Source organism: Alicyclobacillus cycloheptanicus (assembly GCF_028751525.1).
Taxonomy (GTDB): domain Bacteria; phylum Bacillota; class Bacilli; order Alicyclobacillales; family Alicyclobacillaceae; genus Alicyclobacillus_L; species Alicyclobacillus_L cycloheptanicus.
This window is the reverse complement of record NZ_CP067097.1, coordinates 555,521-580,456: the sequence shown is the minus strand read 5'-3', so window position 1 is coordinate 580,456 and position 24,936 is coordinate 555,521. Positions and strand designations below refer to the sequence as shown.

The window sequence follows — 24,936 nt, the reverse complement described above, 5'->3', positions numbered from 1 at the left end:
ACGCACCTGCGAAATCCTCTGAAAAGTGTTACGCTAGAAGTCATAGAGCGATGACCTGGTTTCCAAAGCGGAAGGGAGTTTTAATATGCTGACCACGTTTCTCATCATCATTCTAGCGATCATCGTCATTCCGCCTGCGGGATTTGTCCTGTATTTGAAATGGCTGTCGACTAAGCCCCAGCACTCCGTCATTCGGGCACACCCCTATTTGGGATGGGTCCGCTACCTGTTGGAGAAGTTGGGGCCAGAATTTCGCCAGTACTGGTTTGACGGAGACACGGAGGGCAAACCGTTCTCCCGAAATGACTTTCTGGGTCTGGTGTTTTCCGCGAAATACCAGTCGGACCTGTTGAGTTTTGGTTCCAAGCGGGATTTTGAGGCGCCCGGTTACTACATTGCCAACGACATGTTCCCCCTGCTGGTACAGGAACTGCGCGTGGACAATACCTCGCTTGTGCCCGCCAAGAAGTATGAAATCAAGCACGAAGGTTTGTTCGATCGCGAGGAGAAACTCATCGACACCAAAACCTCCCGGTGGTTGTATCCAGAAGAAGACGCGATTGTCGTCGGCCCCAAGCGGACCCACCCTTGGAAGCTCCACGGAATGTTCGGTGCTTCCGCCACGTCGTACGGCGCAGTGGGTGAGCACTACATTCTCTCCACCGGAAACGGTGCGCGTATGGCAGGGGGCGCCTGGATCAATACGGGAGAAGGCGGCGTCGCACCCGAACACCTCGAGACGGGCGTGGACGTCGTGGCGCAAATCGGCCCCGGCCTATTTGGCTTTCGGGACGATCACGGCGCTTTCTCCTGGGACGAGTTTCGGGCCAAGGCTGCGGAACCGAACATCAAGGCGTTCGAGTTGAAGTTTGCCCAGGGCGCAAAGATTCGCGGCGGTCACCTCGAAGGGGCGAAGGTGAACGAGAAAGTGGCCGCGATTCGGAAAGTGCCCTTGGGACAAACCGTCAACTCGCCGAACCGGTTTCCGTTCCTGAAGAACGCGGAAGATGCGCTGGAGTTCGTCCAGCGGCTGCAGGACGAGGGCGGCAAGCCGGTCGGCATCAAAATCGTGGTCGGCCACCCGCAGACGCTGGAGTCGTTCTTCGCGACGATGGTGCGTCGGAACATTTATCCCGATTTCATCACCGTGGACGGCGGCGAAGGCGGATCCGGCGCGACCTTCAAGTCCATGGCGGATGGGATGGGCCTTCCGCTGTATCCGGCACTGGTTGCCGTCGTGGACGCGGCGGTGCGATATGGGGTGCGGGACAAGATCCGCATTTTTGCCTCCGGGAAACTGATTTCTGCTGACAAAGTTGCCATCGCGCTCGCCTTAGGCGCCGATTGCGTCAATTCGGCCCGTGGGTTCATGATGGCCAACGGCTGCATCATGGCCATGCAGTGCCACACCGGCAAGTGCCCAACCGGCGTCACCACCACTGACCCCAAGTACATGTCGGCGCTCGTGCCGGAGGAGAAGCAGTGGCGCGTGATGAACTACATCGTCACGCTGCGCTCAGGCGTGTTTGCGCTCGCGGCCGCGTGCGGTGTGGATAGTCCGCGCAAGCTCACGCGTGAGCACGTCGTGTATAAGAACGAATACGGCCGGCCGGTGCGCCTGTCCGAATTATTCCCGCTGCCTGAGCCGCAGGCCAAACCGAATCAGACCGCCAAAGAGATCGGCTGAAGCCACGCACAGAGGCTGTCCGCATCCCTCCGTGGGGTGCGGGGCCGCGGGCTGCCGTCCGGCCGGGTCGCGCATGGGGAGGGCATCTTCATGTCAGGCAAATCGCTTGTCCGTCGGGTGCTCACAGGCGCTGCTGTGCTCGCCGCAGCGTCCGTGGCAGCAGGGTGCGGCCTTGTCAGCGTCATCTCGTCACACGCCCGAACATGGGTCGCTTCTCTGCCCACCCTGCAGACGGTTGTCAGCCAGGCCGCATCGACCGGGCGGGCGCTGACCGCCGACGCATCCATTCGTCACCTGACCCTCTACAGCGCCGCGCTCCATGCCGACATGAAGGTCGACGTCTACCTGCCGCCCGGGTACAGTGCTGCCAAACGTTATCCTGTGCTCTACTTGCTGCATGGCAAGGACGGCAATCAGGACAGCTGGATGTCCCCGGTGTTCGGGGATGGCATCGACGTAAACCTGGCCGCCACGCGGATGATTCGGAACCACCAGATTGCGCCGCTCATCATCGTTACGCCTGAGATCGACAACAGCTACGGCCTCAACACCTCAAAAGTTCGCCGTCAGAACGTCGGCGGGTACAGCCGGGGGATGTACGAGACCTGGCTCGATCACGACCTTATCCACTACATCGACGCCCACTTCAGCACCATTCCGACTGCGAGCGGCCGGTACATTGGCGGCTATTCGATGGGCGGATTTGCCGCCTTGCATTTGGCGTTCACACACCCCAACCTGTACAGTAAAGCCGGCGTCATGAGCGCCGCGCTGTGGGTGGGCGGTCTGCCGGAAGAACTCGCGTGGATCTATCCAACGCCGGCAGAGCAGGCCGAGCGTGATCCAATTACGTACGCGGAACACCACCCACTGCATGTGCCGGTTGCCATCATCGAAGGCACCGACGACCCGTTCTATTATGCAGATGAGCGCCTGGCCGCGGTGCTGCGCCAGCAGGACACCAGCCAGGTCATCTACCGCACCTACCCAGGCGCGCACGACCAAACGTTCTGGCGAGCGCATGCGGCGGAACTGCTGCGCTTTTTCGCGGGGACATCCTGACAGGAGGACGATGATCATGATTGAACTACATCCTGACCAGCAAAGCTGGACCGACAATTATAAGCTGTTGATTGGCTCGATTGTGCCGCGACCCATCGCGTTTGTTTCCACCGTGAACAACGCGGGAGACCGCAATCTGGCGGCCTTCAGCTTTTTTAACGGCGTCTGCCCAAAGCCGTTCATCATTTCGTTCGCGCCGATGCGCCGGGCCGATGGGAGCAAGAAGGATACCTTGCGCAATATCGAAGAGACAGGAGAATTTGTCGTGAACATCGTCAGTGAGCCCATCGCCGCGCAGATGAACGTGACGTCGCCGACGCCAGAGTTCCCGCCGGAAGTGGACGAATGGGAGGTCTCCGGCCTGACGCCCACCGCCAGCGTGAAGGTACGGCCGCCCCGTGTTCTGGAAAGCCCCATTCACCTGGAGTGTGAACTGGTGCAGGTGCTGGACTTTGGAGAGGCGCAGGCAGGGGCTGGCAGTCTGGTGCTGGGGAAGGTCGTGCTCGTGCACGTGCGGGAGGATGTGTACCACCACGGTCGAATCGATCCGGATGTCCTGCGGCCGGTGGCGCGCATGGCGGGGGCCGAATACGCGCGTGCGACAGATCGCTTTGAGATGCCTCGTCCACGCGCGGAGGACTGGCTTCGCCAACACGGTCAGGGTGACAAACCCTAACTGCCGGCCGATCGCGATGGTCGTCGCACGCGACTTTGCCGCTCGCGCGTGTGTCGCACGTCGCGTCGACCGCACCTGTGCGCGGACCCTCCTGCGCCCGTGGCCATCTGCCGCTGCTCAGGGTCCGGACACGAGTGCTTGATACAGGTCGCGGAAGCCTTCCGCGGTACGCTGCCAGGGAAAGGCCTGCGCGCGTTTGCGGGCCCCTTCCCGAAGCTGCTGCATGCGCGCTGGGTTTGCGTGCAAGGACTGAATCGCCTGCGCAAACGCAGCGGGTCGTTTGTACTTTGCGACCAAAACGCCGGCGTCTTCGGTCACCACTTCGCGAATGCCTCCCAAACGACTGGCTACGACGGGCACCCCCGCGGCCATCGCCTCCAGGTTCACCAACCCAAACGCTTCGTCCCGCTGCGAGGGGCAGACCAAAAGATCCGCGTCCCAATAGTACGGGGCCAGTTCATGGGGCGGGACAAAGCCGATCCACGCAACGGGCAACGTGCGAATTTTTCGCCGCAGCTGCCCTTCGTACCGCCGCTGCCATGCAGGGGCGCGGCCGACCATCACCAGCGTGGCGGGTACACCTTGCTTCCGCAGGATGTCGAGGGCGTCGACCAGCACGTGTACGCCCTTTTGTTCAATCACGCGACCGACAAACAACAGCTGCAGCGGCCGGGCTTCCTCCGCGCGGCTTTGTTCCGGTGCTTTCGCAGCCAATCCCGCCGTGCCCGGCCGGGCGGCTTGCGAGACGTCCCTGCCTGCATCCGGCGGCGCGGCGAAGGCGTCCACGTTCACGCCGGGGTAAATCACCGTGAACGGCCAATTTGCACGCTGCAGGCCGAATTTGGTGGTCACCCGCTGCCGGAGGTAGTGGCTGTTGACGACAATCGCATCTGCCAGCCGCAGGGTGGGAATGGCCTGTTGTGGCTGCAGGTGCCGCGGTCCGAGGAAGGTGGTCGAGTGCAGGTTTAAAACAATGCGTGCGGCCGGGCACGCCTGCCTGACGCGGGGCAGAAAGTCCGGACGGTTGTCGACCTGTATGATGTCGGGCCGGAGGGTTCGCAGCTGCTCGATCACGGCGTTTCGATACGCCGCTTTCCTGCCGCCAACGTGAATGATGCGGCGGTCAGAGAGTGGGAGAGACTCCTCCGCAGTTTTCCTTGCTGGCATCGGATCCGCTTCGGCCTCTTTTTCGTCCACTGCTTCCGGCCCCGGACAAATCAGCGTCACATCGGCCGTTTCCGGGAAGTTTCGCAAGGTGCGGTGCAGTGCCTGGAGATAAATCTGCACGGAACCGCCGCGCACTGGCGGAATGGGGAGTCCTTCTGGCGCAACCAGGACCACCTGTGTCAAACCGCATCACCTCCGGGATTGAAGGGCATAGTCGGTGTTTTTGTACGCCAGGGAAACGGCGGATAAACGTTGATGACTGGCATTTGTCCATGTCGATTCCTGCGCGGACATTCCGTTTATATTCGCTCGCGTCTCATTTGGGAACTGGTTTACGCTTACAGAACGGGTCTCCGCTAGCCACATCATTTGTTTATTCTTTGGATTGGAGAAATAGATATCGATATAGCCCCTGCGCCTCTTTGACCATTGTCCCTGCGCGGGCAGTCTTGAAACGATTAACTTCTCCAACACGCGTGATGGCGCCGATGGGTCCGTCATCATAGGGTAGAAACGGAAAGCAGCACCCGGGGATGGCGGGAGGTGGACGACGTGTTGGTGGTGGTGACTGGCGGGCCGCCCGTGCAGGCGGATGCCCCACGCCGATCGCTCGCCTTTTCGACACTGGCGGCGGCCGCGCGGGAACATGATTTGCCGGCTGTATTTGTCACACCTGCGGCGTGTGTCCGTCTCGGCCGCGCCCTCTCCGGGGAGGCGTATGACCTTCGTTCCGCCTCGTTTGTTGCGACGAAGACGACCCTGCCGGCGAAGCGGTCGGTTGTCTTCGACGCGTTGTACTTATCGGACTTGCCGCGCTTTCGCCGTGCGCTTCGGACGATGCGGCGGTCGCTCCGGCGTCAGTCCATTCCATACTTCAATCCCGCCATGCCCGCCAAGGATGTGCTCTATCGACGCTTGGCGCAGGCCGCGCTGGGGCCGGGCAGCATCCCCTGGACTGCGTATGAAGCGACGCCGAAGCGTGTGCTGACCCTGTTGGACGATCACGACTGTCTCTGGCTGAAGCCTGTGTTTGGTTCGGGCGGGCGCGACATTGCGGTGATTCGGCGGCGCGCGAAGGCGTGCTTTGAGGTCATCGCGCAACGTCCGGATGGTCACTGCGTGGAACGGACGTTGAACCCAGAGGAATTGACGCTCTTTCTGAGCCGGGCAAACCAGGTGCGGCGAATGGTCGTGCAGGAACAGGTCGATCTCCTGCAGACACACGACGGCCGGCGGGTCGACTTTCGCGTCACATTGGTCAGAGGTCGCGCTGGCGCCTGGCGTGTGGTCGGCATCACCCAGCGAAAGGCGGCGCCGGGATCGATTCTGACGAATTATCATGCGGGTGGAGAAGTCTTGTCACTCACGGAAACGGATACAGGCACCCGCTTGCTGCAAGCTGAGTTTGACATGCCCGAAGATGCGCTGGTGCAGATCACGCGAGCCGCGCTGGCGGTCTCGGAGGAATTGACGCGCATGCACCCGACGTTCGGGCTGCTGGGGGTGGATGTTGGCTGCACGCCGGACGGCCGTTACTATGTGTACGACTGCAATGCGCGGCCCGGCAGGGACATCCTGACGGATGATGAATTGGTGGAGATGATGAAATCCATCGCGGGCTTTGCGCGGTATTTAGCCGACCGGTACAATAGCCAGTAGAGTCAAACCAGAGGAGAGAAGACGATGCGTGAGGTTTGTGAAGCGCGGCGCGCCCGTTTGCGGGAGATGCTGCGCCGTGAAGGGCTGTCTGCGGCAGTGGTGACCTCGCCCGCGGCGGGGTACTATTTCTCGGGCGTTTGGCTGGAAACCGGGGAGCGGGTCAGTGCGCTGATTTTGTTTGCCGACCGTGATCCCATCTGGGTTGTACACGAAATGTTCCGTCACGAAGCGGATGCGGCGGAAGTGGAGAAGCAGTTTTGGAAGGATGGGGACAACCCCTACCCGCTGATCGCCAAGATTGTGGGGGAGACGACCCCAATCGCGATTGATGGTCACTGGGAAGCGCGGCACTTGCTGCCGTTGATGGCGGCGCGCCCGAACGCGCCAGCGCCGGTGGTGTCTGACGCGGTGGTCGGCTGGCTCCGGGAGCGAAAGGACGCCGCGGAGATGAAGTCACTCGAGCGGGCGTCGCAGATGGCCGACGAAGTGGTTCATCGCGTGCGTGCGGCGCTGCAGCCGGGCGTGACCGAGGCCGCTGTGGCCGCCGAACTCGCCAGGTTGTGGGAGGCGGTTGGCGCAGCGGGGATGTCGTTTCCCCCCATCGTCGCGGCAGGAACCGCCGGGGCCGCCCCGCACCATGAACCCGATGAGACGAAGGTGGCGGCGGGGACGACCGTGATCGTCGATACGGGCGGGATTTACCAGCACTACTGCAGCGACATCACGCGGACGTTTGTCATCGGCGCGCCGACGGAGGAAGTGGCCAAGGTCTACGAGTGTGTGCTGGCGGCGCAGCTGGCCGGCATTGCAGCGGCCAAACCGGGCGTCACGCTCGGCGCGGTGGATGCGGCGGTGCGCAAGGTGATTGAGGACGCCGGGTATGGCCCGTACTTCACGCATCGGACAGGGCACGGCGTTGGGCTGGAGATTCACGAAGCCCCCTTCGTGGTCGGCGGGAACGACGAGCTGCTCGCCGAAGGCATGGTGATGAGCATCGAGCCCGGCATTTATCTGCCTGGCAAATTTGGCGTGCGGATTGAAGACCTGGTGGTGATTGAGGCGGACGGCGCCCGCTCGCTGAACCAGGCGCCGAAGCGGCTGGACGACGTGGTGATTGGCGGGTGACACGGATGGCGGGCGCGATCGAGATTGTGGTTCCGCCGCCTTCTAATTACGGCAGCACGACCAGGTACGCTTCCATCGGCCCCTCATGCGCGGCGTCCGCGTGCGTGGTGCAAATCAATCGATAGGTGCCGACTTTGTTGGCTTGAAACGACAGTGTGGTGGTTTGGTTTCGGTGGATCACGGCGTGCAAATGATACCCTTCAAGGAGCACGGGGTGGTCATGCCCCTTGAGTCCGCGAATTTGCAGGCGAACCTGGTCACCCTGCCGAACCACGAACACACTGGGGTCGAATCGATAGACCTCCACAGTTGAACCGTCCGCTTGCTGTGCTTTGATCTCATTCGTCACAATCTGGTACGTAACGGTGTGTCCCGTCGTCGTTGCGGACGAGGCGGAGGGTTGGGATTGGGTTGTGCTGACCGACGCAGGCGGAGTCGTGCTGACCGACGCAGGCGGAGTCGTGCTGACCGACGCAGGCGGCTGCGCGGGTGTTGACAATCCGTAGGGAAGGGTTGCCAGGAATGCAGTGAACAGAAGGGCCATGGGTTGATCCACCTCACGATGATATTGGCGACATTTGCGCTGTTGCGTGGTGCGGCATCGTGATCGTGCCGCGATGTTGCCCCAGGCCGCCAGGGCGCCGGGGTGTCGGGCTGCCAGGGTGTCGGGCTGCCCGAGGGGCACACCCGTACCGCCGTTTAGCTGGCGGGGGTGCGGGAAAGTTGATGCCTACACGTCAGCATGGACTATCTGGAAAAATTTATACACTATTGGCAGAAGATGCCAGCATTGGACCTCCGAACGCGCCCTAATCGCGCCGCGGCGCCCCAATCGCGCCCCGATAAGGTAGCAAACCCGCCTTAAGATGGCTGGCCGAGCGTGCCGGGCCTTCGATTAGGCAGGAAGGGTTCCTAATGGTGGCGGGGGTACCGGCAGCTCGCTCGGTGTAAGGTAGCAAACCCGTCTTAAGATGGCTGGCCGAGCGTGCCGGGCCTTCGATTAGGCAGGAAAGGTTCCTAATAGTGGCTGGGGTGCGGGCAGCTCGCTCGGTGTAAGGTAGCAAACCCGCCTTAAGGTGGCTGGCCCGGCGTCGCCGGGCCTTCGATTAGGCAGGAAAGGTTCCTAATGGCGGCTGGGGTGCGGGCAGTTCGCTCGGTGTAAGGTAGCAAACCCGCCTTAAGGTGGCTGGCCCGGCGTCGCCGGGCCTTCGATTAGGCAGGAAAGGTTCCTAATGGCGGCTGGGGTGTCGGTGGCTCGCTCGGTGTAAGGTAGCAAACCCGCCTTAAAGTGGCTGGCCCGACGGTGCCGGGCCTCCGATTAGGCAGGAAAGGTTCCTAATGGTGGCTGGGGTGCGGGCAGCTCGCTCGGTGTAAGGTAGCAAACCCGCCTTAAGGTGGCTGGCCCGACGGTGCCGGGCCTCCGATTAGGCAGGAAAGGTTCCTAATGGCGGCTGGGGTGTGGGCAGCTCGCCTCGCATAAGGTAGCAAACCCGCCTTAAAGTGGCTGGCCCGACGGTGCCGGGCCTCCGATTAGGCAGGAAAGGTTCCTTATGGCCTCCAGTGCACCAACGGCCTCCAGTGCACCAACGGCCTCCAGTGCACCAGCGGCCAGTGCACCAGCGGCGGGCGAGTGCACCAGCGCCGGTGCCGGGCCCTCGCCGCTTCGGCGAGTCACCAGCGTATCCATCACTCGGTCAGCTTCAGCATGGCGATAGGGACCGCGGTTTCAGAGGCATCCGATTCGCGGATTCCCCATGCCATGACCCCTTCAAGCTTCGTGACCGTCAATCGGTCGTATTCCTCCGTCAAGTCGTACATCTTGCCGATTTCTACTTGCACCGTCGGGAAAATCAAGTAGGATTTCGCTAGATACCATTTGGTCATCAGGACGTTATATTCGCTCCAGTTCTGCTGATCGTAGGCGCGCTGCCCTTGCTCTCGGAGCTTGTCCATCTCATGCTGCAACTGGGTTTCTGTCATGTCACTGTATCGTAAATCCGCAGGGGATTCGCTGCTGGGCTGCATCGGCTGGTTTTCGCTGCTGGGCTGCATCGGCTGGTTTTCTTCGTTGAGGGACGTCATGTCGATTGGCTCCTTTGGTGAACTCTCCCTTTAGTGTAACATGCCCGTACATTGTGCGGTGCGCCCGGCCTAGCTCTTCGTCGGGGTCGCCGTGACGTGTAGATGCAGCGTTTCGCCAACGAGCACGGTTTGCGTGACATGAATGGTCAGGGTGGTGTTGTCGACGGTCAGTGTGCGACCCTCGAGGAGGTTGGTGGGGAGTTCTGGCTGCTCAATCAAGATTTCGATGCGGCGGCCTTCCAAAAATTGCAGCTGCTGCTGGACGAACTGGACGACTTGAAGCTGCGACAGGCCGTCGGGCGCCTTCGCCTGAACGTCGATGTTTTGCAGGAGGGGCTCCGTGCTGGGCTGGTGGAGCTGTGCGGACAGACGGGCGTTCTCATGGTCCGCTTCTTCCAGGTGCAGACGGAGGCTCTGGATTTCCAGGTTCAGGTTTTCGAACTGTCTCCCATGCACCAGGTTCATGCCGGAACTGCCGATGAGTACCCCGACTACCATCCAGGCAAAGGATTGCCGCAGTTTCATAGACTGCAGTTTCATAGACCGCTGTTTCATGGCAGGTCATTGCCCGCCATCCAGCGGACAAGAATGTACCCGAGCTGGCAGCCCAAAAACGCCGCGACGAGGTACGCGAACTGCTTGCCCATTGGCATCAATTGGCGCTCCAGCACGCCCGATTCAATTGCCCGGAGTGTGTCCATCGTGCCACCCAGGGTGCTGACCAGCGCCCAGATTTTGAGCTGGCCTGCGAGACGCACCATCGTGGTCATGGGGGCGCCATGGGTAAATACCGCCGCGATCCCGCCGAGCAGTGCGCCGCCGACGACCATGCCGAGCGATACACAGAAGTCCATGATGATATTGTGGAAAAATACCGATCCGGTCGATGGCATTGGTCTGGACCCCCCATTTCAAGATACGGGACAAGGCGGGCAAATATGATATGATGAAGGAATCGGTTTGCATGTTGGAGGAAGAGAGCGGATGAACACGGACGATACCGTGCCAAATACCCAGCCGGATAGCGCCGCTGCGCACGCCGCTGGGCCAGCAGAACAGGAACAGATATGGATTTGCGCCCACTTTGCGTTCACGCCGTCCTGGCTCGGCAACGGGATGGTGCGGGTTTGGGCCGCAGCGGAACCCTCCGGGCGGGTGGAGCGTTTTTCGCACCTGGACATCGTCGTCTCCTGGCTGAAGACGCAGACGGGACTCAGCCCCGTCGATCAGTCTTCTGGCATCGCGGTGTATTTCGAGGCCGACTTTGCCGCGAAGGTGGCTGCGGCGGAAATCGATACAGCTTCGCTTCCGGAGGGATTCCGGCTTGCGAAGAGCTTTGAGCTGTTTCTGCGCACCGCTCGACTGGCCCGCGAGATTGTGCGCCGACAGGACATTCTTGCGTTTGCGGCGCCTGTGGATTTGGCGCCAGCGCAGGTGATGGAGACGTGCTGTTTGCTGGCGGACGGGTCGGAGGACGGCGGCAGCCAGTGGGTCGCGCATCACAGCGCGTATTGTGCCGCCTGGCTGCCAGCGTGGACGGACAGCGGGCTTCGGGCGCTGCGCAGAATCTATATCCACGAAATGGCCCGGATGTGGGACGATCCCGATGACCCGAACGCGGTCCGCATCTCCGCCGCTGGTCCCATCGAGTTCGACCGCTGGATTTGGCGCTGCGTGGACGAACTGGTGCGGGCGAATCTCCTGCCTGCGGATGACGCCGTGGTTCGTCTCGGCCGATCGCGATACCGCGTGTTCTACCGCGGAGAAGCGGAACTGCTGACGAGGTGGCAGCAAGGGCTGTGGGCGCACGACGCCGAGGCACGGCTGTTTCCGGCGGACGGGTGGCTGCTGCGCCGGCAGCTGCTGCCGGCGTTTGCAGACAGCGGCTGGCGGCGGGAGTGGCTTGCCGACGACAGCGGCAGTGCGTATTACCACGTGGCGTTTGAAGTCGTGCCGCCGGACGCAGAGCATCCGGCCGCAGATTGGCAGCTGGTGTACTACGTCGCGCACAACGAATGGCCCGTTCGCGTGCCGCTTCGTGAACTGTGGGCGAGCGGCCAACGTGTCTTGACCATCGGGCGGGATGTGCTGGTCGATCCAGCGCGCTGGATTCTGCCTGCGCTCCGGCGCGCGGGACAGTGTTACGCGCCGATTCTGCAGAGCCTGCGTGAACCGGGGCCGACCGGGTGCAGCGTGCCGCCGGAGGATGTGGTGACGCTGGTCACGGAAGGGCTGCCGGCGCTGCGCGAGCAGGGGTTTTCGGTGGAGACGCCGGACTTTGACGCCGCGGGCGTGGCCAATGTGCGCATCCGCGTGCGTGTGCGGCGCGGCCGCGAGAAGTCGCTGCAGGCACGCCAGCGGGGACGGCGCCCGTCTGCGGGGTGGTTTGATGCTGAGCGGCTTGTGGACTTCGACTGGACCTTGGCGGTGGGGGACGAGGAGTTGTCGAGCCAGGCGTTTGAGCAGCTGGTGGAAGCGCACACACCGTATATCCACCTGGGGGGCTCGTGGAAGCTCGTTCCCATGAACCAGATTTTGGCGCAGTTGAAGGAGCTCGGGTTGTCCGGGCGGCCGCTCGGCGCAGCGCAGTTCTCGCGGGCGCTGCTGCTGGGACAGGAGCAGGATGAGGCATCTCCGGTTCGCCTGGAAGTCGATGTCGATGATGAAGCGATGGATGCACAGCGGGTGATTCGCTTTTTCCTCAACGCGGAGCCGCCCAAGCCGGTACCGACACCGCAAGGGTTTCAGGGGACGCTTCGGCAGTATCAGCAGACCGGGTACGCGTGGCTGCTGCACTTGAGAAACCTTGGCTGCGGGGCTTGCCTGGCGGATGACATGGGCCTTGGCAAGACGATTCAGGTGCTGGCGTACCTGCAGTACCTCAAGGAACAAGGGCAGAGTCAGGGGCCGCACCTGCTGGTCTGCCCAACGTCGCTGCTGCAGAACTGGAAAGCGGAGGCCGCGCGGTTCGTCCCTGCTCTGCGCCTCTACGTGCACCATGGTGTAGAGCGGAACACACCTTTGCCGGACGGGCGTGATCGACTCACGGCGGCCCTCGACACATGCGATGTGGTGTTGACGACCTACGCCATCACCGTGCGTGACGCAGAGGCGCTGCAGGCGATCGCGTGGGACGCGGTCATCGCCGATGAGGCCCAGAACATCAAGAACGCGGATACCAAGCAGGCGCGGGCGGTGCAAAACCTGCATGCGCATCACCGCATCGCGCTCACAGGCACGCCGGTGGAGAACCGCTTGGAGGAGCTGTGGTCGATTTTCCACTTCACCAATCCGGGGTACCTCGGCGGATTGTCGTGGTTTCGCAAGCAATTGGCGGGCCCTGGGGAGATTCGGCCGAACTCTGTGCAGAGCCGGAGGCTGCACCGGCTGGTGCAACCGTTGTTGCTGCGGCGGAGCAAGTCCGATCCGGCGATTCAGATGGAACTTCCCGAAAAGTGGGAGGTTCAGGAATATGCGTCGCTCAGTGCTGAACAGGCGGCGCTGTACCAATCGATTGTCAACCGGCTGTTCGTGGATATTGACGGCGCGCCCGCGGGCCTTTCGCGGCGGGGGCGCATCCTGGCGGCGCTTGTCCGGCTGAAACAGGTCTGCGACCACCCGTGCCTCGTCGAAGGCGGCAGTACCGATGTTCGGCGGTCTGGGAAGCTCGGGCTGCTGCTCGAGCTGCTGGACGACGTGATCGACGAAGGGGCGGCAGCCCTGGTGTTCACCCAGTTTCGCGACATGGGAGAGCTGTTGTGTGACACCATTGCGGCGAAGTATGGGTGGCGGCCGCAGTTTTTGCACGGCGGGCTGTCGGCTGCGGCGCGCGGCAAAATCGTAGAGGACTTTCAGCAGGGAAACGACCCGTCCCCCGTGCTCGTCCTGTCGCTGAAGGCCGGCGGGGTGGGCCTGAATCTCACCCGTGCGAACTATGTGTTTCATTATGATCGCTGGTGGAACCCGGCCGTGGAAGACCAGGCGACCGACCGGGTGTTTCGCATTGGCCAGACCAAGAATGTGCAGGTCCACAAACTGATTTGCGCAGGGACGCTTGAGGAGCGCATCGACCAGTTGATTGCTTCCAAGCGTCAGCTTTCGGCGGCGGTGATTGGGGACAGTGCCGAGGGCTTCATCACAGAGCTGGACGATGCCGCCCTGCGTGAACTGTTCGCGCTCGATGTGGATGCGATGATGGAGGATGAGGGGTAATGGCTGGGCAGAGCAAATCATCCGGCGTCAGTTTTGTGGAGCAGCGCTGGCGGCCTTTTCTCGATCAAGTCGAAAAGAGCCGTCTCAGACGCGGCAAGACCCTGGCCAAACAGGGCGGGGTCAAGCAGCTGCGGCTGAAGCGGGAGTGGATCACGGCCGCCGTCCACCCGGGCAGTTTCAGCGCCGCCTTCCGGGTGCGCGTGCTGGTCCCGGACTGGTGGGCTCGGCATGTGGAGTCGATTGCCCTGTGGTTTGCGAGACGTCCGGATTGGCTGGCGGCCATGCTGGACGGCGAATGGGACCCGGAGCTGGTGGCGTTTCTGGATGAAAATGAGGTGCACTTTTTTCCGAATGAAGCCATCGCACGGCGGATGATTCAGGAGAGTGAGTGCACGTGCGGCGACTTGCTGCGCCCTTGCGTCCACGTGGTCGCAACGGTGTATCAGATGGTGATGAATGTGGAGGCGGACGCGTTTTGCGCCTTTCGATACGTCGGCGTGGACCCGGAGCGCCTGCTCGATAAAATCTACGCACGAATGGCCCTGCTGGTGGCAGAAGCATCGGACGAGAAAACGGAACAAGAGCGGATCGACGAAGCGGCGCGCAAGGATGAAGCGAATGATGCAAGCACGCTCGGTGACAACGGCCTGCAGGACAGACGACTGCCGCTGTGGACCGAGGAACAAGCGGTATTTCAGAGTGAAAGCCATGCAGCAGCAAAGATTCAGCATGTCATCGTGCCGAAACTGCGCAAGTGACGTCCGGATGGAAGGCGGCTGTCGTCACTGAAGGCAGCTTTAGCCACTGATGGCTCGCAAGCTGCCAGCTGCCGTGTTACATGGCATGCGGGTGTTGGTCGTGCGGTTCGTCTTGTGATTCGTTCGCGTCAGACGGTTCGTCTGTCACGGACAGGGCTTGTCTCGCAAACAGTCCCAGCAAAGTCGCCAAGAATACGATAATGACGATGAAGCCAATCCCCATAGTCGCTGCTCCTTTCCTGAGACGTTTTCTCGAAGCGTGGTACACACTGTTTGTTATATAGACGTACGCACCTGCAAAAACGTTTCAGGGGGCTGGCGCATTTTGGATGAAAATTTGTGCATGTTTGTGCATGCCGGCCTCGTTGATGCCTCTGTCAGCAGGCGATGTTTCGCGTTGTTTAGACCTCGGACAACGTTGGGACGTGTTCGAAGAGGTAATTTCGGAAGCAGGAGACGGCACTTGCGGTGAAATTGGACTGCTTTAGAACGACGGAAAACGTGCGCTTGACCGGCAGGCTTTGGAAGGGCAGTTCGACCAGGGCGCGCCACTGCAGTTCCCGGTGAACCACCCATTTCGACAGCAGGGCGACTCCAAGACCAGCGAGTACCGATTCTTTGATGAGCTGTGTACTCGCATACTCCTGTACAACAGCAGGGCGAAGGTGAAGCTGTGCAAACACCGTCTCTGTGATTTCGCGTGTGCCAGACCCGGGTTCTCGAATCATCCACGGCACGCTGTTCAAGTCTTCCACTGTTATGTTCGCTTGGTTGGCGAAGGGGTGGCCGCTGGATGCGACGAGGGTCAGTTGGTCGCTCGCAAGCGGTTCGATGGCGAGATCGTGCTGGTGATGGGTCGAACCCTCAATGATGCCAATGTCCAACTGACCGCGTGCCACCAGGTCGGCGACTGCGCGCGTATTGTGAATCTCGATGATGGGCGTGACGTCAGGATAGTGCAGCCTGAAATCGGCAATCAAATGCGGCAGTACATACTCCCCGAACGTAAAACTCGCACCAATGGTCAGCGGTCCGCTCGGCTTGCCGCGTAAATCCTCGATTAAGCGGGTCATGCGCGCATAGGAGCACAGGATGTCCTTCGCTTGCTGGTATGCGATTTCTCCGGCCTTCGTCAACCGCACACTGCGTTTGTTTCGCTCAAGCAGTTGTACATCCAGGCGTTTCTCCAGCGTCTGGACGTGCTGACTGATGGCGGGTTGGCTGATGTGCAGCTTCTCAGCTGCATGTGTAAAACTGCGCTCTTCGGCGACAGTCACGAATGCCAGCAGGTGGATGTCCATGGGTGGGTCGCTCGCTTTCCAGCATCCAGTGCAACAGACATAGGATAAGTATTTCTTATGATAATAACATAAAACATGTATTTCATTTATTTAAATCCGCGCACTATGATGAATGTAGTTATCCACGGGAGGCGCGTCATGATGGGCATCATCAGGCAAATCGGTCCGCATTGGTTCACGACCGTGATGGGGATTGGCATCGTCGCAGCCTTGACATTCACCTCACCCATCGCAATTCCGTTTCAGCATGTCATCGGTACACTGCTCTTTTTCCTCTTGAACGTCGTGTTTGCCGCGGCGATGGGCTCCTGGATACTGCGTTGGATGTTTCATACCAGAGAGTCGCTGAACGATTTCAGGCACCCGTCCAGCGCCCTGTTTTACGGCGCGTTCGCGATGGGCATCAACGTCGTCGGGAATGACTACCTGCTCATTGGGACACAAATCTTCCACGCAGCACCAGCACTCCTTGTCAGCAAAGTTCTGTGGGTGGCGGGGACGGTCGCTTCGATTTTTACGGTTGTGGTGGTACCGTACCTGCTCTTTGCCGAACACGAAGTCGAACCGCAGCAAACGCTTGCCACCTGGCTGATCCCGGTGGTGCCGCCGATTGTTGCCGCGGCGACGGGGATGAATCTGATTCCCTTTTGGCAGGGCCATGCTGTGCAGTTTGCCATGCTGGCACTGCTTCTGGCGATGTTTGGCGTGACATTTTTTCTCTTTATGATGGTCAGCGGGCTCGTCTATTCGCGGCTGGTCTATCACAAACGGCTCTCTGGCGAAGCAGCGCCAAGCTTATGGGTGGAGATTGGGCCGATTGGCATGTCGATGGCGGTGTTTGGTTCACTGTCAACCAAGACGACCTCGATATTCGCACCCTACACGCACCTGCTGCATGCCCTGGGTTTGATTTTCGATATGGCGTTGTGGGGCGTTGGTGTTTGGTGGATCGTGATCTCAAGCATGCATACGATTCTGCACGTCACCAAGCGCGGCGACGGGCTGCCCTTTCACATGGGGTGGTGGAGCTACGTCTTCCCGATTGGGAGTTTTACGAATGGCACATACGCGTTGGCCCACCTGACCTCCTATCCCGTGTTTTTCGTAGCAGGGCTCGTTCAACTGCTGATGCTCTGGGGATGCTTCGTAGTTGTCTTCGCGCGTACGGCTCACGGCATTTATAAGGGTGACCTCCTCCAATGGAGAGTTCATCGCCGCCGTCGTGGCATGGCTGCCGTACACTGAAGCATCACGCCAGCACCACGCGCTGGCACCGGCGTGCATGCAGGCATCTCAGCGGAAACCGCCCAGTTGGGCAGAATCACGGCCGGCAAGCTGTCGGCAGCGAAGATTCGCCGTTCTGGGCGGTTTGGCTTGGGTGAAGCTTAAGATGAAGCTTACGCCTGGTAGTTGGCCAGGGTATCCGTCATAATTGGGACAATTTGCTTTTTCCGCGAAACGACACCCTTGAGCAGGGCTTTGTTGTTTTCCAGCTTGACATTGTAGGCCTTCTCCACAGCACCTGCGACAGACCCGAGGGCCACGCCGACCGAGTCACTGTTCAGGATATCTGTGACGACGAACAAGAACAAATCGAGGCCTTTGTCGGCGATGATTTGCTTCAATGAAGCTTCCAGTTCCGCCTGGCGGTCGAGCACGTCGCTGGTGTCGATCGCGTTGACCTGCGCGATCATCACCTTGTAATTGCCCATCTGGAACTCCTTGGCGTCCAGGTTGACCAGTTCATCAATGCGCTTGTCGCGCAAATTCGCGCCTGCCTTGAGCATCTGCAGACCGTAGTCCTGAATGTCCACACGGGCAATTTCTGCCAATTCCTTGATGGCGGCTTCGTCTTCCGGCGTGCAGGTGGGCGACTTCAGGAGCAGCGTGTCGGAGATGATGGAGGATACCATCAAGCCGGCGATTTCCTTGCGAATCGCGACACCCTTTTCTTTGAACAGCTTCAGCAGAATGGTCGCCGTGCAGCCAACGGGCTCCGCGCGGTAATAGAGCGGGCCGCTGGTTTCAAAGTTCGCAATGCGGTGATGGTCGATGACTTCGACGACCTGGACTTGATCGATGTCGTTCGCACTCTGCTGGCGCTCGTTGTGGTCAACCAGAATGACCTGCTTCGTTTCGTTGCTCACCGTTTCCACCAGGCGAGGGGCTTCCACTTTAAAGTAATCCAGAACAAATTCGGTCTCGGGGTTGAGGCTGCCAAGGCGGACAGCCTCGACCGGGACACCCAGCTGGCGCTTCAAATCGGCGTACACAATGGCCGAGCAAATCGTGTCCGTATCAGGGTTTTTGTGTCCGAAAATCAGTGTCTTGTCCATTGTATCCTCCTCAAATTGTCAAGGTGTATGTAGGACGTCGCCCAGCACATGGACACATGGGACATGGCTGCATGAGCGCATGACCATGAGCGAATGACCACATGGCCGATGGCCGAACGGATTCCATCCGCTGCCCTCTGATTGCATTGTAGAGTGATGACCCAGTAAATCAAGCGGAACATGAGTCATTGTACAGAATACATCGTATTGCTGTACAGCGGAGGGTAAAATTCAAGCGTGTCGCTGCGGGCGGCCTCTGTCGCGAGCCTCCTGGACGTGACTGATTCCATTTCGTGCACACCTGTTCGTGCACACCTGCCGCCTCATAGGGGGCTATAGGGGGCCATAGGGGGCCGTTCCTGCCCCTAAGCCTTCGCCACATCGTCGCGCAGGGCACCTTTGCTGCCCTAAGCCTCCGCCTGTGCTTTGGCTCGCCACCGCTTTGGGCACCTTTCGTTCCCAATGGGTGGTCCGGCGCGGCCGGACCGTCCATCTTTAGGCGTCTTTTTTGCCTTATGGGGGCCCGGGTCCCGCCGACTTGCCGACCATAAGGCGCCTTTCCTACCTTATGGGGGCTCGGGCCCCGCCGATTCGCCGACCATAAGGCACCATTCCTACCTAAAGCCGCTGCGAGCGCCATCGGAGCGCGCCGCTTAAGGCACCATTCCTGCCTTATGGGGGGCTGGACCCCGCCGGCTTGCCGACCATAAGGCGCCTTTCCTGCCTAAAGCCGCCGCGAGGCCATCGGATCCCGGCGCCTAAGGCACCATTCCTGCCTTATGGGGGCCCGGGCCCCGCCGGCTTGCCGACCATAAGGCACCTTTCCTGCCTAAAGCCGCCGCGAGGGCCATTGGATCCCGGCGCCTAAGGCACCATTCCTGCCTTATGGGGGCCCGGGTCCCGCCGACTTGCCGACCATAAGGCACCTTTCCTACCTAAAGCCGCTGCGAGGGCCATCGGATCCCGGCGCCTAAGGCACCATTCCTGCCTTATGCGGATCCGCGGGATCCGGCGCGGCTCGCCGCCCGCTAAGCTCGCTAAGCCGGCCGTTCCTAAGCTCACCGCACCACGCTGCATTTCCAGAACATACGTTTGTATTCCATGTGCATCTGCGTATAATACTCGATATAAGAACATATGTTCTTGTTACGCACTCTGATTAGGACACCTTGGTTGGAATTGCAGAAACGCATGTATTGAGCAATCTCCCAAACCATTCCTTCGGATTTTGTCGCCGGTTGAATCGGTAGCAGAACTCGTTCAATGACTTTCATCCTTGCGAACTGCGGATTCCCGTCGGGATCGGTCTGAAGCGCTACAACGACACCTTGTTTTGTGGTTCCTCGTCCATCTGTACAGGCGCAGGTTAGTACGTCTTTTCCAAGCAATCCGTAGTATCATTAAAATAAATATGATCAGTTAAACGATTAAGGGGGGCTATGGATAAAATGATTAGGCATAAAATGTTCATCGTCCTCCTGTTACTTTCTGCGGTCATAGTAAGTGGATGCGCTACTAGCGAAAATGCGGTGAATACGTCGCCCCCTCAGCCCGACAAACTGGGTAGTGTAGATATCCGCCTCGTCAAGACGATCCCTGTACCGCAAGAAAAGGCGCAAACTCCAGCGGATACAGTTCGAAACGGGGTTATATGGACATTAACTAATGGGCATACAGTAACTGCTGAAAAGGCCAAACAGGTCTTGAATATCGATTTTCAGAATACGGCAGTGGTCGATGTTAAGGTTCCTGATGTATCAAAGTGGTTCTATATTTTCTATCTACACAAGGTGAAGAAATCGTGGTCTATTATAGGAGTAGTAGGAGCGCAGGTATTCCACTCTAACCATATCGTTCAACCGCTGCCTGCCCCATACGAGCATCTCATTGGAACAAGAACTGCCGAAACAGGTGTTGGGACGTTTTGGCTATATTATGATGCTCAGAGTGTAATTTCTATGGGGAACATCAAAATATCAACTGAATACCCGCTTCCAAAGGGCAAGCGAGTTACACTTCCCAATGGGCAGAGTGCCACTTTGGTTCGTCAGAATGGCGTGAATTTCGTATATTACCCGAGCAGTCCTGGCCGCTTTGTGTGGATCGGAGGCAACGTACCATACCGAAGTATACTTCAGCTTGCGGGTAATAAGGATTTGTCGTTTACTCAGACACCCTTGGATTGATATCGTTACATAATAATCCGGCCACTGCCATGGCAGTGGCCTTGAGACTTGTCTCAAACATTCTGGTACAGAGTCAAGGCAACCTGACGCAGTTCATCACTGACTTCGTCGATGTCTTCCGCGGCGGCACTATCTTGGAAGCCATAAAGGAGATTGGCGTGAGACTATATGTGAAGCAGGTGAGGGAAAAACCTCCACGTCGGCGGACTCAAACGCTACGCAACTGCAACGGTATCTCTATGTAACTCCTTGCGTTCCATGCACATTGGTGATTCTCCTTGTTCGTCATTAGGGTTGTCTCAACACAAACCGCTGAGCGTCTTCCGCAATGAATCCGTCCGACACGCCGGCCGATCTGGTTGGCTTTCCTGAGGCGACGGCACACCTCGTTGAGTAACTTCAAGATGACAACCGCCACTTCGTCCCGTTCGTAAAGATCCCGCGGCAATGTCATGTGATGCGATATACCTTTGTGCGGTTCTGAATAACTGTGGGGGGTTAATGTCGCTTAGGTCGATGCCGTTGGCCCAGCGATGGATGATTTCTCCCCATAGGCCGAAGCGGGCTTTTATCCGGCTGGCCGGCAGAGCCGCGATACCTCACACGATGCTGCATGTCCACGAGGCCATAGATGAACTGGGTCATTGTGAGACCAGTCCTGCTCGCTTAGCTCGACCACGCGCCTCCGCTTCAAGCATTGTTCATGCTCGGATTATTTGACGTCATTGTCGGTGGATTTTCTTTGATTCGCTGTCGGGGACTTTAGCAGGATATTGTCGAGAAATGCAGAAACGCCCTCTGTGCCCAGTAGGCCCAGGTGGCGTTCCCATCTGCGCAGGGTAACGTAAGTGTACTCGGTTGGTGGCCAGTTACTTTCGTTCCCTAATTCGAGGCCGAATGGCTCTCGCTGTATGCCTAGCGTATCCATAGAATGCAAATCTGTCAATCCGGTAAGCCCGGAAGAATACGCCCTCGCTGTACAGAAGCTGCTACCGCGCGACGTGCCTTGTATTTACTGTTCACATTCGTATACGTACGTCCACGGATACTACCGTCGTCGTCTGTTCATGCTCGGATTATTTGACGTCATTGTCGGTGGATTTTCTTTGATACGCTGTCGGGGACTTTAGCAGGATATTGTCGAGAAATGCAGAAACGCCCTCTGTGCCCAGTAGGCCCAGGTGGCGTTCCCATCTGCGCAGGGTAACGTAAGTGTACTCGGTTGGTGGCCAGTTACTTTCGTTCCCTAATTCGAGGCCGAATGGCTCTCGCTGTATGCCTAGCGTATCCATAGAATGCAAATCTGTCAATCCGGTAAGCCCGGAAGAATACGCCCTCGCTGTACAGAAGCTGCTACCGCGCGACGTGCCTTGTATTTACTGTTCACATTCGTATACGTACGTCCACGGATACTACCGTCGTCGCCCATTCGATTTAGGCGAGATGCGCCATGATTTCCTACAACAACGGCGGCAGTGCCCAAGTTGCAAACGGACATTTGCAATCCTGCCATCCTTTGTCGCACCTTTCCAGCGGTATACAATCATGGTCCAGGATCTTCTTGTGAGCCTTTTGGCAGGTACACTGACGGTAGACGCTGCCCTAGCCAAATTGGCCGAATGCGGCGTCTGCTTATCCGAGTCATGTGCCCGCAACTGGTTTACTCGGATTCAGGGGCAGGTGACCAAAGTCATCGCCTTGGTCTCCCGGATTGTCCAGTTTCATCGGCCAGATGTACCACTGCCTCCATTACGCCACAACGTCAGAGACTCGGTATTGTGCACCTATTATGACCGGCTTGTGCTGCTTGACGTGGCTGGCGGCAGTGACTTCTGGAATCTCAGGCGTGAAGTCGTCTGCCTGTTTGCCCCATCGTTGTCGGTGAAGCGGGTGTCGTATGGCCTCTCCCCAGCCCTTCCACCGTAACAACGCTGCTTATCCCACAGAAAACCATCTTCCGAGCGGATGGGACCCGCCCCCAGAATGAGGCTATCTCGTATGGGAAGGAGAAGCTGGACATGCAAGATGATTCGCGACGCCAAATCGCTCTGTTCCGCTATGGTCTTATTGCCCCGATATTGCGGCAAACCGAGAGTGGTGCTCAAAAAGCGATGCTGGAGGAACTGGCTAGTCAGGAACATGAGATGCCAAACGGAGAGAAAAGAAGATTCTCGGAACGCACGCTAGAGCGATATTTGGCAGGCTACCGAAAGGAAGGGGTAGATGGGCTGCTTCCCCAACTTCGGGCAGACGACCGCCGACCGCGGGTGTTGCCCCCTCATGTGATTGAACGAGCTGTGGCCTTGCGTAAGGAACAACCCTTGCGCACAGTGGAGCAACTCATTGTGATGCTGGAGACTGAAGGACTCGTTCCAGAAGGATTTATTCGGCGCAGCACACTGTCCGCGCATTTGCGCAGAGCCAAGGTGGAGCGTACAAAGGCAGTGCGCAAGCAACGTACCTGGCAGCGGTATACCGCCAATGAAGTTCACGAAATTTGGCAATGTGACGTCTGTGATTCCTTGCGCGTCCCAGACCCCAACTCTGGGGGCCAGATGCGGGTAGCCAGATTGGTTGCTGTACTTGACGATAAGAGTCGTTATATCTGCTACGCCGCGTTTTATTTTCGAGAGAATCTGCCGGTGCTTGAGGATGCGTTGAAAAAAGCGATTACTACGCATGGAACGCCGAAAATCTTCTACTGCGACAATGCAAAGATTTACCAGTCAAAACAGTTGAGCGAGGTGGCTGCCAGACTCGGGTTTGAGATTCGTCACTCCCGGCCATTTCTCCCCCAAGGGCGCGGGAAATTGGAACGATACTTCGGCTACGTAGAGCGCTCTTTCCGCCCGGAAGCCGAGTTGTGTGTGAAGAACAGTACCATCCAGAATCTCGACGACCTCAATCGCTACTTCCGTGCCTGGCTGGAGAAAATGTATCACCAGAGAACCCACAGCACGTTGAAAAAACGGCCTGCAGCCGTACTGACCACGCACGGTCCGTTGCGGTTGGTGGACCCGCATGTGCTCGAAGACGCATTTCAATGGACCTACAAGGCAAAGGTGGACAAGACAGCCTGCATTTCAGTGCAGGGAAACACGTACGAGGTTGAGTCCATCCTCGTTGGGCGAACCGTGACGTTGCGCTACAACCCCTTCGACCTCACTCGTATTCAGGTATGGCTGGAGGGCAAGCACTACGCGAATGCCGTCCCGCTGAAGATGCGCCGACACACAGACAAACGTGTAACGCAAGCCGATTCCCCACCTTCAGAGCTACCAACCGAACCAGGGATTTCCTTTCTCGAAACGATTACCGCAGCCCACGAAAAGCAGAGGCAACAGTCGCTTGGGCGAACCTCGTTTGCTCGTGCCCTGAAAGATGGTGAATCTCATGATGACTGAGTTCTTTGGCTTCGCTCAGGAGCCTTTTGACCGTGACATCCCGGTCGAACGCTTGGTGGCGTTTCACGGTCACAGCGAGCTCTCTGCAAGGCTCATCTACGCGACGGAACACCGCCACATGGCACTTGTAACCGGGGACACCGGGACCGGGAAGACAACGGCCGTACGCGCTGTGATGAAGCGAATGGATGAGAGCCAATACAAGTTCATGTATATCGCCAACGCCGGACTTACGCCCAAAACACTATACCGCGTGATTCTCGAGCGTCTGCAGATCCAGCCCAGGTTTCGACAGGTAGATAACCAGGCGCTCGTTCACCAGGTGCTCGAAGAAAGCTACCAAAAAGGCCAACAAGTCGTGATTATCGTCGATGAAGCACATGAACTCGACCCGCAGATGCTGGCCGAATTTCGGTTCCTCAACAATTTTCGGGCTGATTCATTCTCGCCGATTTCCCTCTGGCTGGTGGGACAAACAGAATTGCGGGAGAAGATGAAACTCCGAATCCTGACTTCACTATCCGGGAGAATCCAAATTCGCTACCACATGGGGACGTTGACCGAGGCTGAAGTGCAGGACTATGTCTCGAAGCAGCTGGCGAGCGTGGGTCAGGAGAGAACGATTTTCTCAGCTGATGCCGTGAAGTTGATTGCGAGAACCAGCCAAGGTAATCCCCGGTTGATTAACACACTGTGTCGTGGCGCGCTGATCGACGCTGCAACGTTGGGACACAGCGTCGTTGATAACAGTCATGTGGAGCGGGCATGGATGGAGGTGAGCGGCTCATGACGGGAAATCTACGATTCAGTTCACTGCGGGACCGATGGTACTTTGCAGATGAACAAGATGAACATGACTTGCATTGCGGAGACCCGATTGAAATCGAGATCGGCGACAGATATTACTACGCGAGAATAGAGTGGTGTGCTGAGGGATGGTACGCGATCTTCCACGAAGACGACCAGCGCAGTGACGCATTCGTGCTGATGCGCAACCGAACTTACACTGCGAGGTGGATATACTTCTAGACGAGCACGTTGGCAGGAGGGTCGCCTAAGGCGGCCCCCTTTATTTATTCAAAGGCCGACAAAATGCGTGAAACTTCCGCGCCGATTCCAGGTGACAATGACATCTGGAATTTCACCGTCAAATAATCCGAGCGGCCACAAGCATCTTCCACATGAAAGTTGCCTCGTCGTGATAATTACCGCATTGATAAGGAGTCACACATCCATCACGTCATCCTTGCGGTCGAGGATTTTTATTCCCTTATCACGCAT

Annotated in this window: 22 protein-coding genes and 2 pseudogenes; 14 read left to right on the top strand and 10 right to left on the bottom strand. The window is 58.7% G+C overall.

The features are described from left to right. Positions 1-85 precede the first annotated feature (85 nt). The 3 genes from JI721_RS02700 to JI721_RS02690 all read left to right on the top strand — a co-directional run bounded on the left by JI721_RS02700 (position 86) and on the right by JI721_RS02690 (position 3,425). The gene (locus tag JI721_RS02700) at positions 86-1,687 is read left to right on the top strand and encodes an FMN-binding glutamate synthase family protein (protein WP_274456536.1); all 1,602 of its coding nucleotides are present in this window, start codon (positions 86-88) and stop codon (positions 1,685-1,687) included. Positions 1,688-1,777: 90 nt separating this feature from the next. Then, positions 1,778-2,749, top strand: coding sequence for an alpha/beta hydrolase (locus tag JI721_RS02695; RefSeq protein WP_274456535.1), 972 nt, complete (start codon positions 1,778-1,780; stop codon positions 2,747-2,749). 16 nt (positions 2,750-2,765) lie between these two features. After that, positions 2,766-3,425 carry a flavin reductase family protein gene (locus JI721_RS02690; protein WP_307016598.1) on the top strand — a complete coding sequence of 220 codons (660 nt, stop codon included), beginning with the start codon at positions 2,766-2,768 and terminating at the stop codon, positions 3,423-3,425. 117 nt (positions 3,426-3,542) lie between these two features. Here JI721_RS02690 and JI721_RS02685 read toward each other — a convergent pair whose 3' ends face one another. After that, positions 3,543-4,766 carry a glycosyltransferase family 4 protein gene (locus JI721_RS02685; RefSeq protein WP_274457622.1) on the bottom strand — a complete coding sequence of 408 codons (1,224 nt, stop codon included), beginning with the start codon at positions 4,764-4,766 and terminating at the stop codon, positions 3,543-3,545. Between the two features lie 369 nt (positions 4,767-5,135). Between JI721_RS02685 and JI721_RS02680 the strand changes: the two genes are divergently transcribed. Together JI721_RS02680 and JI721_RS02675 are read left to right on the top strand one after the other, a co-directional pair. Next, entirely contained in the window at positions 5,136-6,251 is a 1,116-nt protein-coding gene (locus tag JI721_RS02680; RefSeq protein ID WP_274456533.1) for a YheC/YheD family protein, read from the top strand. A gap of 24 nt (positions 6,252-6,275) precedes the next feature. Then, positions 6,276-7,376 (top strand): M24 family metallopeptidase, encoded by a 1,101-nt coding sequence (locus JI721_RS02675; RefSeq protein ID WP_274456532.1) that lies wholly within the window; start codon positions 6,276-6,278, stop codon positions 7,374-7,376. Between the two features lie 46 nt (positions 7,377-7,422). Here JI721_RS02675 and JI721_RS02670 read toward each other — a convergent pair whose 3' ends face one another. From JI721_RS02670 to JI721_RS02655, 4 genes are all read right to left on the bottom strand, one after another. Then, positions 7,423-7,920: a cupredoxin domain-containing protein gene (locus tag JI721_RS02670; protein WP_274456531.1), complete on the bottom strand. Its 498-nt coding sequence runs from the start codon at positions 7,918-7,920 to the stop codon at positions 7,423-7,425. Positions 7,921-9,062: 1,142 nt separating this feature from the next. Beyond that, positions 9,063-9,458, bottom strand: coding sequence for a DUF1811 family protein (locus tag JI721_RS02665; RefSeq protein ID WP_274456530.1), 396 nt, complete (start codon positions 9,456-9,458; stop codon positions 9,063-9,065). A gap of 69 nt (positions 9,459-9,527) precedes the next feature. Continuing rightward, a complete protein-coding gene (locus JI721_RS02660) occupies positions 9,528-9,998 on the bottom strand; it encodes a sporulation membrane protein YtrI (RefSeq protein ID WP_274456529.1) in 471 nt (156 codons plus the stop codon). An 11-nt stretch (positions 9,999-10,009) separates the two neighbouring features. Continuing rightward, a complete protein-coding gene (locus JI721_RS02655) occupies positions 10,010-10,351 on the bottom strand; it encodes a YtrH family sporulation protein (protein ID WP_274456528.1) in 342 nt (113 codons plus the stop codon). A gap of 91 nt (positions 10,352-10,442) precedes the next feature. Between JI721_RS02655 and JI721_RS02650 the strand changes: the two genes are divergently transcribed. Both JI721_RS02650 and JI721_RS02645 read left to right on the top strand, forming a co-directional pair. Further along, the gene (locus tag JI721_RS02650; protein WP_274456527.1) at positions 10,443-13,670 is read left to right on the top strand and encodes a DEAD/DEAH box helicase; all 3,228 of its coding nucleotides are present in this window, start codon (positions 10,443-10,445) and stop codon (positions 13,668-13,670) included. After that, a complete protein-coding gene (locus tag JI721_RS02645; RefSeq protein WP_274456526.1) occupies positions 13,670-14,428 on the top strand; it encodes an SWIM zinc finger family protein in 759 nt (252 codons plus the stop codon). The genes JI721_RS02650 and JI721_RS02645 overlap by 1 nt, the downstream gene beginning before the upstream one ends. A gap of 76 nt (positions 14,429-14,504) precedes the next feature. Here JI721_RS02645 and JI721_RS02640 read toward each other — a convergent pair whose 3' ends face one another. Beyond that, positions 14,505-14,651: a hypothetical protein gene (locus JI721_RS02640; protein ID WP_274456525.1), complete on the bottom strand. Its 147-nt coding sequence runs from the start codon at positions 14,649-14,651 to the stop codon at positions 14,505-14,507. A gap of 178 nt (positions 14,652-14,829) precedes the next feature. Further along, on the bottom strand, positions 14,830-15,729 hold the full coding sequence (locus JI721_RS02635; protein ID WP_274456524.1) for a LysR family transcriptional regulator: 900 nt from the start codon (positions 15,727-15,729) through the stop codon (positions 14,830-14,832). 141 nt (positions 15,730-15,870) lie between these two features. On the opposite strand from JI721_RS02635, the gene JI721_RS02630 reads away from it, so the two are divergent. Next, on the top strand, positions 15,871-16,974 hold the full coding sequence (locus JI721_RS02630) for a TDT family transporter (protein ID WP_274456523.1): 1,104 nt from the start codon (positions 15,871-15,873) through the stop codon (positions 16,972-16,974). Between the two features lie 152 nt (positions 16,975-17,126). Here the strand turns inward: JI721_RS02630 and JI721_RS02625 are convergent, their stop codons facing one another. Together JI721_RS02625 and JI721_RS02620 are read right to left on the bottom strand one after the other, a co-directional pair. Further along, a complete protein-coding gene (locus JI721_RS02625) occupies positions 17,127-18,065 on the bottom strand; it encodes a manganese-dependent inorganic pyrophosphatase (RefSeq protein ID WP_274456522.1) in 939 nt (312 codons plus the stop codon). A gap of 1,159 nt (positions 18,066-19,224) precedes the next feature. Continuing rightward, positions 19,225-19,329, bottom strand: a pseudogene (locus tag JI721_RS02620) (IS1595-like element ISPaen5 family transposase); the annotation flags it as partial. A gap of 175 nt (positions 19,330-19,504) precedes the next feature. On the opposite strand from JI721_RS02620, the gene JI721_RS02615 reads away from it, so the two are divergent. After that, the gene (locus tag JI721_RS02615; protein WP_274456521.1) at positions 19,505-20,251 is read left to right on the top strand and encodes a hypothetical protein; all 747 of its coding nucleotides are present in this window, start codon (positions 19,505-19,507) and stop codon (positions 20,249-20,251) included. Between the two features lie 208 nt (positions 20,252-20,459). Here JI721_RS02615 and JI721_RS02610 read toward each other — a convergent pair whose 3' ends face one another. After that, on the bottom strand, positions 20,460-20,705 hold the full coding sequence (locus JI721_RS02610) for a DinB/UmuC family translesion DNA polymerase (RefSeq protein ID WP_274456520.1): 246 nt from the start codon (positions 20,703-20,705) through the stop codon (positions 20,460-20,462). A gap of 821 nt (positions 20,706-21,526) precedes the next feature. Between JI721_RS02610 and JI721_RS17160 the strand changes: the two are divergent. From JI721_RS17160 to JI721_RS02590, 5 genes and pseudogenes are all read left to right on the top strand, one after another. After that, positions 21,527-21,745: pseudogene (locus tag JI721_RS17160) on the top strand (hypothetical protein); the annotation flags it as partial. Positions 21,746-21,796: 51 nt separating this feature from the next. Beyond that, the gene (locus JI721_RS02605; RefSeq protein ID WP_274454936.1) at positions 21,797-22,177 is read left to right on the top strand and encodes a hypothetical protein; all 381 of its coding nucleotides are present in this window, start codon (positions 21,797-21,799) and stop codon (positions 22,175-22,177) included. A 92-nt stretch (positions 22,178-22,269) separates the two neighbouring features. Continuing rightward, complete coding sequence (locus JI721_RS02600) at positions 22,270-23,655, top strand: DDE-type integrase/transposase/recombinase (RefSeq protein ID WP_274454937.1); 1,386 nt, start codon at positions 22,270-22,272, stop codon at positions 23,653-23,655. Continuing rightward, positions 23,645-24,445 (top strand): ExeA family protein, encoded by an 801-nt coding sequence (locus tag JI721_RS02595; RefSeq protein ID WP_274454938.1) that lies wholly within the window; start codon positions 23,645-23,647, stop codon positions 24,443-24,445. Before JI721_RS02600 ends, JI721_RS02595 begins: the two co-directional genes overlap by 11 nt. Next, positions 24,442-24,684, top strand: a complete 243-nt coding sequence (locus tag JI721_RS02590; RefSeq protein ID WP_274454939.1) for a DUF5348 domain-containing protein — start codon at positions 24,442-24,444, stop codon at positions 24,682-24,684. Before JI721_RS02595 ends, JI721_RS02590 begins: the two co-directional genes overlap by 4 nt. Positions 24,685-24,936 lie beyond the last annotated feature (252 nt).

What these genes read in the sequence shown, in the direction of transcription:
- JI721_RS02700 (WP_274456536.1), top strand. Translation starts at nt 86, where the DNA reads ATGCTGACCACGTTTCTCATCATCATTCTAGCGATCATCGTCATTCCG.
- JI721_RS02695 (WP_274456535.1), top strand. Translation starts at nt 1,778, where the DNA reads ATGTCAGGCAAATCGCTTGTCCGTCGGGTGCTCACAGGCGCTGCTGTG.
- JI721_RS02690 (WP_307016598.1), top strand. Translation starts at nt 2,766, where the DNA reads ATGATTGAACTACATCCTGACCAGCAAAGCTGGACCGACAATTATAAG.
- JI721_RS02675 (WP_274456532.1), top strand. Translation starts at nt 6,276, where the DNA reads ATGCGTGAGGTTTGTGAAGCGCGGCGCGCCCGTTTGCGGGAGATGCTG.
- JI721_RS02670 (WP_274456531.1), bottom strand. Translation starts at nt 7,920, where the DNA reads ATGGCCCTTCTGTTCACTGCATTCCTGGCAACCCTTCCCTACGGATTG.
- JI721_RS02665 (WP_274456530.1), bottom strand. Translation starts at nt 9,458, where the DNA reads ATGACGTCCCTCAACGAAGAAAACCAGCCGATGCAGCCCAGCAGCGAA.
- JI721_RS02660 (WP_274456529.1), bottom strand. Translation starts at nt 9,998, where the DNA reads ATGAAACTGCAGTCTATGAAACTGCGGCAATCCTTTGCCTGGATGGTA.
- JI721_RS02655 (WP_274456528.1), bottom strand. Translation starts at nt 10,351, where the DNA reads ATGCCATCGACCGGATCGGTATTTTTCCACAATATCATCATGGACTTC.
- JI721_RS02650 (WP_274456527.1), top strand. Translation starts at nt 10,443, where the DNA reads ATGAACACGGACGATACCGTGCCAAATACCCAGCCGGATAGCGCCGCT.
- JI721_RS02645 (WP_274456526.1), top strand. Translation starts at nt 13,670, where the DNA reads ATGGCTGGGCAGAGCAAATCATCCGGCGTCAGTTTTGTGGAGCAGCGC.
- JI721_RS02640 (WP_274456525.1), bottom strand. Translation starts at nt 14,651, where the DNA reads ATGGGGATTGGCTTCATCGTCATTATCGTATTCTTGGCGACTTTGCTG.
- JI721_RS02635 (WP_274456524.1), bottom strand. Translation starts at nt 15,729, where the DNA reads ATGGACATCCACCTGCTGGCATTCGTGACTGTCGCCGAAGAGCGCAGT.
- JI721_RS02630 (WP_274456523.1), top strand. Translation starts at nt 15,871, where the DNA reads ATGGGCATCATCAGGCAAATCGGTCCGCATTGGTTCACGACCGTGATG.
- JI721_RS02625 (WP_274456522.1), bottom strand. Translation starts at nt 18,065, where the DNA reads ATGGACAAGACACTGATTTTCGGACACAAAAACCCTGATACGGACACG.
- JI721_RS02615 (WP_274456521.1), top strand. Translation starts at nt 19,505, where the DNA reads ATGGATAAAATGATTAGGCATAAAATGTTCATCGTCCTCCTGTTACTT.
- JI721_RS02610 (WP_274456520.1), bottom strand. Translation starts at nt 20,705, where the DNA reads ATGACATTGCCGCGGGATCTTTACGAACGGGACGAAGTGGCGGTTGTC.
- JI721_RS02605 (WP_274454936.1), top strand. Translation starts at nt 21,797, where the DNA reads ATGGTCCAGGATCTTCTTGTGAGCCTTTTGGCAGGTACACTGACGGTA.
- JI721_RS02600 (WP_274454937.1), top strand. Translation starts at nt 22,270, where the DNA reads ATGCAAGATGATTCGCGACGCCAAATCGCTCTGTTCCGCTATGGTCTT.
- JI721_RS02595 (WP_274454938.1), top strand. Translation starts at nt 23,645, where the DNA reads ATGATGACTGAGTTCTTTGGCTTCGCTCAGGAGCCTTTTGACCGTGAC.
- JI721_RS02590 (WP_274454939.1), top strand. Translation starts at nt 24,442, where the DNA reads ATGACGGGAAATCTACGATTCAGTTCACTGCGGGACCGATGGTACTTT.